7 protein-coding genes are annotated in these 7,627 nt (G+C 58.8%); 4 read left to right on the top strand and 3 right to left on the bottom strand.

The annotated features are described in order from the left end of the window. Nucleotides 1–14: 14 nt before the first annotated feature. The 4 genes from ACR0DO_RS11710 to ACR0DO_RS11725 all read left to right on the top strand — a co-directional run bounded on the left by ACR0DO_RS11710 (nucleotide 15) and on the right by ACR0DO_RS11725 (nucleotide 4,586). Nucleotides 15–1,220 (top strand): YcaO-like family protein, encoded by a 1,206-nt coding sequence (locus ACR0DO_RS11710; RefSeq protein ID WP_480558917.1) that lies wholly within the window; start codon nucleotides 15–17, stop codon nucleotides 1,218–1,220. After that, on the top strand, nucleotides 1,217–2,527 hold the full coding sequence (locus ACR0DO_RS11715; protein ID WP_480558919.1) for a TfuA-like protein: 1,311 nt from the start codon (nucleotides 1,217–1,219) through the stop codon (nucleotides 2,525–2,527). The genes ACR0DO_RS11710 and ACR0DO_RS11715 overlap by 4 nt, the downstream gene beginning before the upstream one ends. Before the next feature lie 43 nt (nucleotides 2,528–2,570). Next, nucleotides 2,571–3,863, top strand: coding sequence for a gluzincin family metallopeptidase (locus tag ACR0DO_RS11720; RefSeq protein WP_480558921.1), 1,293 nt, complete (start codon nucleotides 2,571–2,573; stop codon nucleotides 3,861–3,863). A gap of 147 nt (nucleotides 3,864–4,010) precedes the next feature. After that, the gene (locus tag ACR0DO_RS11725) at nucleotides 4,011–4,586 is read left to right on the top strand and encodes a hypothetical protein (RefSeq protein WP_170446838.1); all 576 of its coding nucleotides are present in this window, start codon (nucleotides 4,011–4,013) and stop codon (nucleotides 4,584–4,586) included. A gap of 70 nt (nucleotides 4,587–4,656) precedes the next feature. Here ACR0DO_RS11725 and ACR0DO_RS11730 read toward each other — a convergent pair whose 3' ends face one another. The 3 genes from ACR0DO_RS11730 to ACR0DO_RS11740 form a co-directional block, all read right to left on the bottom strand. Next, on the bottom strand, nucleotides 4,657–6,426 hold the full coding sequence (locus ACR0DO_RS11730; RefSeq protein ID WP_480558923.1) for an adenylate/guanylate cyclase domain-containing protein: 1,770 nt from the start codon (nucleotides 6,424–6,426) through the stop codon (nucleotides 4,657–4,659). A 92-nt stretch (nucleotides 6,427–6,518) separates the two neighbouring features. Beyond that, nucleotides 6,519–7,163 carry a GNAT family N-acetyltransferase gene (locus ACR0DO_RS11735; protein WP_480558925.1) on the bottom strand — a complete coding sequence of 215 codons (645 nt, stop codon included), beginning with the start codon at nucleotides 7,161–7,163 and terminating at the stop codon, nucleotides 6,519–6,521. A 228-nt stretch (nucleotides 7,164–7,391) separates the two neighbouring features. Beyond that, on the bottom strand, nucleotides 7,392–7,627 hold a 236-nt coding region (locus tag ACR0DO_RS11740; protein ID WP_480558927.1), incomplete at its 5' end, for a DDE-type integrase/transposase/recombinase.

Here is a 7,627-nt window from a genome sequence, read left to right on the forward strand (position 1 = left end):
GCAAGGTCCGAAACATGCCCGATGCATCGCAGAAGCAATATGTGCTGGACACGCACCGGCTGCGCGATCCCGAGCAGACCCTGCAGATCGTCAAACCGTTTCTGAAAGATATGGGCATCACCCGGATTGCGAACCTGACCGGGCTGGATCGGATCGGATTGCCCACGGTGATGGTGGCGCGGCCCAATTCACGATCGGTTGCGGTGTCGCTGGGCAAGGGGCTGTCCTTGCGCGCGGCCGAGGCCTCGGGCGTGATGGAGGCGATTGAGTCCTGGCACGCCGAACGGGTTCAGTTGCCGCAGCGTCTGGCCAGATATGCCGAGCTTGCCGAAGAAACCTCGGTGGTGGACGTAACCGCCCTGCCGCAAGTGACCGGAGGGCGTTTTGACCCGCATGGCAATATGCTGTGGGTTCAGGGCCGCGATCTGGCCACGGGTGATCCATGCTGGGTTCCGCTTGAGATGGTCGATACCGATTACACCAGCGCGCCGGTCGGCGGACAGGCCGCCTTTCCCCGTACCACCAATGGGCTGGCCTCGGGCAACAATCTGGCCGAGGCCAGCTGCCACGCTATTTGCGAGTTGATCGAACGGGATGCGACAACTCTGTGGCATCACCAACCGGGTTTGCCGCGTCTTAATCCCGAAAGCGTCGATGATCCGCGCTGCCGTCAGGCGATTGTAATGATCACCGATGCGGGGCTGGAGGTCGGGCTATGGAGCACGACCTCGGACGTCGGCATTGCCAGTTTTCGCTGCGTGATCTGCGAAGGTGGCGGGCAGCCCGGCCATATCGGCATCGGTGACGGGTGCCACCCGGATCGCGCCATCGCCCTGTTGCGTGCCCTGACCGAGGCGGCACAGACGCGGTTGACCTATATCTCGGGCGCGCGTGATGATCTGGACCCCGAAGAATTCACCGATCGGGCCCAAATGGAACGCGGCCAATATGTGCGCGACCTGATTGACGGAACTGCGGCAGATCAGAGCTTTGGCGACTGCCCGTCGCATGTAACCAACTCCTTCGACGAGGATTTGGGCTTGTTGTTGCAGCGGCTTGCCGCTGTGGGTGCCCCGCAGGTGGTGACCGTCGATCTGTCCCGCCCGGAATATGACATCGCAGTAGTCCGGGCTGTCATTCCCGGGCTTGAGGCGCCCCATGACGAACCGGATTACATTCCCGGCCAGCGGGCGCAGCGTGTCAGGGAAGGTCTGACATGACGGCGGTGGTTTTTGTAGGCCCGACCCTTGCACCACAGGCGGTCTCGGACCGTCTGGACGTCACGATCCTGCCCCCTGTCCGGCAGGGGGACGTGTACCGCGTTATGGGCGACAAACCGACGGCAATCGGTATCATCGACGGGTTTTTCGAAGGCGTGCCCTCAGTCTGGCACAAGGAAATCTTGTGGGCGATCGAACAGGGCGTCCCGGTTTTCGGCAGCGCCAGCATGGGTGCCCTGCGTGCGGCAGAGCTGGCCGATTTCGGAATGATCGGGGTTGGGCGCATCTTCGAGGATTACCGTGATGGCGTCCTGCAGGATGACGACGAGGTTGCGGTGCTGCACAGCCCGGCCGAGCTGGGCTTCCAGCCGCTCAGCGAACCGATGGTGTCGGTCCGTGCGACAGTGGCTCAGGCCCGGAGCGCCGGGATTCTGCCGCCGGATACGGCGACCGAAGTGCTGCGCTGCGCCAAGGCGATGCATTACCATCATCGTATCTGGCCGGACATCCTCAAACAGCTGCAGAACCTGCCGGGTATCGCCGAATTTGCGGATTGGCTGCCGACGGGCCGTATCGACGCCAAAGCCCGGGATGCCGTCGCCATGCTGGAACGCATGTCGGACCATCTGGCCGGAACCCCCCTGCCCCCTTCGGATACAGTGCGAACCGAGCGCACCCTGATGTGGAAGGCGCTGCGCGCACGGATCGATGCCGGGGACCCATCCGCCGACCGAGGCGTGATCGACGAACTGCGACTACAGCCCGAACTTTATGCCAGGCTGCGGGACCGTGCGGTTCTGGCTCTGTTGTCGCGCGAAGAGGCGTCGAGACAGGATAACACCCTCGAACGCGCCGATCTGGTCCGTCAGATGGAGGCCCACCGGGCCAGTGCGGGCCTGTCACGGCGGTCTGACCTGATGTCGTGGATTGAAGCGAATGATCTGAGCCCCGAGGGTTACGAGACGATGCTGGCGGATGCAGCGAGAATCGAAGCCGCTACCGCATCGCGGGCGGGTCATCTGAATGCGCAGCTGCTGTCGGAACTGCACCGGTCGGATCAATACACCCATCTGCGGGACAGGGCCGCCAGCAAGGCGGAACAGGCCTTTCCGGCGGGCCAATCCGGCGTGGATCGGTTGCGGGTGCTGATGTGGTATTTTGAATCTCGTCTTGACCAGACGGTGCCCGATGATCTTGACTCATACGCAGTGGCGCTGGGTCTGGCCGGGCGCGATGCGTTTTATGAGATGATAGAAGCCGAGTTTTTGTATTGCCACAGGGGTGCCGACACCGGAGCCGCCGAATGAAAGGCCGCCGGATCTGACCGGACACCGCACGGGAGGGCGTTTTGTGAACTTACCCGAACAGCTCGATGAAGAACCCGGTACCCGGTTTTTGCTGTACCCGCAGTCTCCGTTTCTGGAGCCTGACGCCCAACTGGAACTGGTCGAGATTTCTGCACCACAAGGCAGCATCGGGCCGGGGCCGTCCGGGCCGCGTATGTATACGGTCGACCCGGTGGGAAAAACCACACCTTACGGCGCGATCGTGCCGGGGCCGAACGGGCCGGGCATGTATCTGCCACCCTGGGACGGCCAAATCCAGCCGCCGGCGATGCCGGATGAATTCGGCAATTTCATCCATATCGACCCCACCAACCCTGCGTTTGAATCCGCGCATCTGTTCGGTTCGGCCCATTTCACCATGGATGTCTGGCAGGGTTATTTCGGCCGCCCGATCCCGTGGCATTTCGCCCGCGACTTTGACCGGCTGGAACTGTCGCTGCTGCCCAGTCTGGACAACGCACATATCGGTTGGGGGTTTCTGGAAACAGGCGGTACACATGAACACGGGGGCGAATACCGCCCCTACAGTCTGAACTTCGACGTTGTCGCCCATGAAATCGGCCATGCCATCATCTATAGCGTGATAGGGATGCCCTCGGATGGTGATGCCTCGGGCGAGTATTACGGGTTTCATGAATCCGCGGCTGATTTGGTGGCTTTGCTGGCGTCGCTGCATTTCGGATCGGTGGTTGATGAATTGCTTAAGAACACGCGCGGGAACCTCTACACCTTCAACCGCCTCAGCCGCTTTGCCGAACTTTCGGAAAATGCACAGATCCGGCTTGCGGCCAATGACCGGTCCTTGTCGGAATTTGCCGCCGGCTGGTCCAGCGAGCACGCTTTGTCCGAACCTCTGACCGGTGCGATGTTCGATATCTTTGTCGATATCTATCACGAGCGTTTGCTGGTGCACGGCCTGATCTCGCCCGAGGAGGAGCACCTGTCGGATCAGTTGGAGGGCACGCCCGATTACAGCCGGGTGATGCAGGGTGTTTTCGACAAGCGGTACGCCGAAAACCCCGAAGGGTTCCGCATCGCCCTGCTTGAGGCGCGCGATTATCTGGGCACCTATCTGGCCGACGCGTGGGAGATGCTGGATGCGGATATGCTCAGTTACTTCGGAGTGGAAAAGGCCCTGCTGGCGGTGGATCAAGAGATCACCGGTGGTGCTTTCCGCAGCATAATCGAGGGCAACTTCCGGATGCGCGATATCGGGTTGATCACCGCCGGGCCGCGCCTGCTCGATCCCGAAGAAGACAGTCATTCGAATTCGGTCCGCACGCAGGTGCCGGGCTAGCGCCTAAAATCCTTTATTTTTAAACGGTTTTGTGGCATTCAAACGTAAGTTGATTTTTAGGAACAATTTGACCCGCGATTTTTCGGGTTTTCGTTAGGGGGGGCGAGGCGTCCCATGTCGTCAAGCCTGCAATCAGGAGATGAGTTTATGCCAGAGACTTTGCTCAGTTTTTCCGAAGTGTTGATTTTCGGACGCGTCCTTGAAGATATGAAATACGTCGTCACCGACAAACGCGGACAAGGAAATAACAAGCAACTGGACAAGCAATTTGCCAAGGACGGCGAAGATGAGCCCCGGTTCGCCAAGATATACGGCTTTGCCTATGAAGGTACGTATTACGACCTTCCCGAGCCCGCGATTTTCCTTGTTCATGGCAAAGGAAAAAGCGCCACGGATGGTAACCTGCCGGGCAACCTTGCGTCCCGTGCGCCCAACGATCCGTCGAAAAGCGGTGTTGCGGCCGCCGACTATCAGATGGCCAACGACATCATGTACTGGAACTACGACAAGGCCGATCAGACCATGCGTATGGATGTCACCTCGGGCATGTTCGAACAGGTTCTGCTGGACATCTATTTCGGCTTTGACAGCCCCGCGATCAGCGGTGCCCGCGTGAGTGGCGCGCGTGTCAGTGGGGCCAGGGTCAGTGGCGCCCGCGTAAGCGGTGCGCGTGTCAGTGGGGCCAGAGTCAGCGGCGCTCGTGCGCGGGGCTCGGAAGACTAACGCGGGCAGAAACCCGGCTCATATCAGGATAGATTTGCGAAAGGCCCTGCTTGGCAAGGGCCTTTCTCGTTCAGAACCCCGCCTTTTTCAGCCCCTCAACAAAGTGTTGTGTGTCCTCAGGCAGACGGTCCGGTTGCACGTTCTCCCACCGTTTCAGAGAGAAGTTGGGATGCGCCTTGCGATGGCGCTCTGCAATGTCACGCGCGACGTCCAACTGATCGAGATGCGCGAAACTTGCGGCCAGCAAGCGCTGTCCTTCAGTGGGGTTGTTCATCTTGTTGACGGCATCGATTGCGTCGCCATAGCGCTTTAGATTGAAATATGCTCCGCCCAGATGCCACAGGTACTGATCCGGGAAGTATGGATTCAGCCGCATTGCCTGTTGCAGGTGGGTGATGGCCGTTTCGTTGTCGCCATAATGCGCCAGCGCATCGGCGAAATCAGAATGCATGTCTGCGTCATTCGGGTTCAGCGCCAAAGCACGGCGATAGGATTGCAGCGCCGCGTCGTGTTCCTTGCGATACAGATGGACATAGCCCAATTCCCCAAAGCCACGCGCATCTGTGGGGTCAAGTTCGATGGCGCGCTGCGCAAAGGTCAGCGCCTGATCCAGCGCAGTCGAGGGATCCTTGCTCCAGGAATAGCGCCAGTCGATGTTCAGGGTGCGGGATAGTGCCGCCGCCGCGCGGGCATAGCCTTCGTCTCGGTCAAGCGCGGACTGGTAGAAGTTCTGCGCCTTGCGGTTGTCGTTCCGTGTGTACTTGAAAATGTGGTGCTGGCCCTGAAGTACAGACCCATAGGCCTCAAGGTCCGATGGGATTGCCTGAATCATGCGCCGCTTTTCATGCGATTCAATCATCACCGCGGTGGCGGCCACGATGCATTCGGTCACTTCGTCCAGAATATCGAAAATATCGTCGATCTTGCGATCAAATCGCTCGCCCCAGATGGTGCGTTCGGTCGTGGCATCGATCAGTTCCGCCGTGATCCGGATGCGGCTGGCCGACCGGCGCACGCTGCCCCGGGCCACATAGCGCACATTCAGTTTTTGCGCGGCCTCTTTCGGTGGCATCGACTGTGTTTTGAAGAAAAAAGACGAATTCCGCGCGATCACGAACAGATTGCGGAACTTGGACAGGTTCATGATGATGTCGTCGGTCAGGCCTTCGGCGATCCAGCTGTCCGACTCGTCCCCGCCCTGACTGCTGAACGGGAGAATGGCGACCGAGGGCGTGTCGGGGCGCTCCAGCACGTCCCCAAGGATTTCAGGCCGCATCGTCCCTGCCATTGTCGCCCCGGCAACCTCACTGCGTACGCAATAGGTCGAGATGGGAGACAGGATATTCTTCAGCTTTTTCGGCCCAAGAAATTCATAGCCATAGCGCAGGCGATTGCAGACCTGATCATAAACGGCCGAGCTGACGTAAACCCTTTCAGGTTCGGCAATTTCCTGAAGCCGTGCGGCGATATTGACGTTGTCGCCGTGGATGCCGCGATCGTCGATCAGGATTTCGCCCAGATGGACGCCGGCGCGGAACTTGAGCCGCTGATCGTCCGTCCGTTCCTGGTTGTGCTGGCTGGCAATACGGTGCAGTTCGACCCCGAATTCAACCGCGCTGGTGGCGGTCTCGAACAGGGCCAGAATACCGTCGCCACGTACCTCAACCACCCGGCCCTGAAACGCGGCGCAGGTTTCTTCGAGCTGAGACAACAGTGATTTCAAAGCATTATATGTATCCAGCTCATTCTCGCTCATCAGGCGCGAATAGCCGACGACGTCGGCAAACAAGATTGCGCCCAGCTTCTGCGTAATGGAAGGATTTGGACTTGTGGTGTTCACATTCAATACTCGTCTCGGGGGCTGCGTTCGAACCCTATCGTCAGTTTATAGCAAAATGTGCATTTGCGCTCTGAAAGCGAAATCACACCCCGTTACTCACACTCATCAACTTGCGGTGGCCAGGACCAGCCTGAGATACCATCCGACCCGAAGGTCACGATTGTCCCCGGATCAAGCTCTTTTGCCAGGATGGGGCGCCGGTCCATCCAATCCTGCCTGAGAACGCCAACGACGATCATGTCGTGAAATGCTCCGTCGGCGTACCAGGCTTGCCGCATGGTCCCTTCGACCTTGCACCCCAGTCTTTCAACGAGGTCGCGGCTTATGTGGTTATCATCCCGATAATACGAGGTAAGTCGGTTCAAGCCAAGCTGACGGAACGCAAAATCCACAACCAGAGCGGTCGCCCTGATGGCCAGACCTAACCGTCTGGCTGATTTTTCAACGAACATTGCAACAACTGCGTCCCGGTTGACCGATGATATGGCCTCCAGTCCTGCCAGTCCCAGAACCTGCCCGCTGTCGGATTCGACAGCGAACCAGCATTTGCAGTTGTTTCCGGAGGCGCTGAAAACCTCGCTCCAGACTTCTTCGGATTGCATCAGGTTGAATGGAATGCGCGATGTGCGGTCAAATCGGGCGAGGTCCTCAATATCCTGAAACCAGGGAGTGATGACCTCCAGATCCGCCTTCTCTAGGGGGCGCAGCTTGAATACGCTGTTGGATTTGTCTGGCAATGGATCAACTACCTTTAATTAAAGTCAGAAAATACATTCCGGACCCTAACACACTTGTTCAGCAAATATGAAATGAGAATATGTCCGCCCCGGCGGATATGCTCCGACGGGGCTGTGTGCGGCTGAACGAGCCAAACGGAAACCGACCCACCTGAAACAAGCGGGTCGGTTCGCCGGGTTCTGTCGCAAATTCTTTTGAAGGGTGGGTAGATGGTGCAGGCGGGTCGATTATCCCGCCAGTTGGGCGAACTGCTGAAACGGCAAGAGTCCGGGCGTGAACTGACCTTTCCTGATCATGTTGGCCAGTTCAATTCCAGCCAGAGCGGATGCCGCTGAATCAAACGACTTGAATCCCAACATGGGCCGGATCCGACGTTTGATAAACCGGTGGTCGTGTTCAATGATGTTGTTGAGATACTTCCGCCTTACCATCTCGATTGGTACAGGGCAGCCAAAACCAGTCA

It is taken from the genome of Ruegeria sp. AM9, assembly GCF_056540565.1.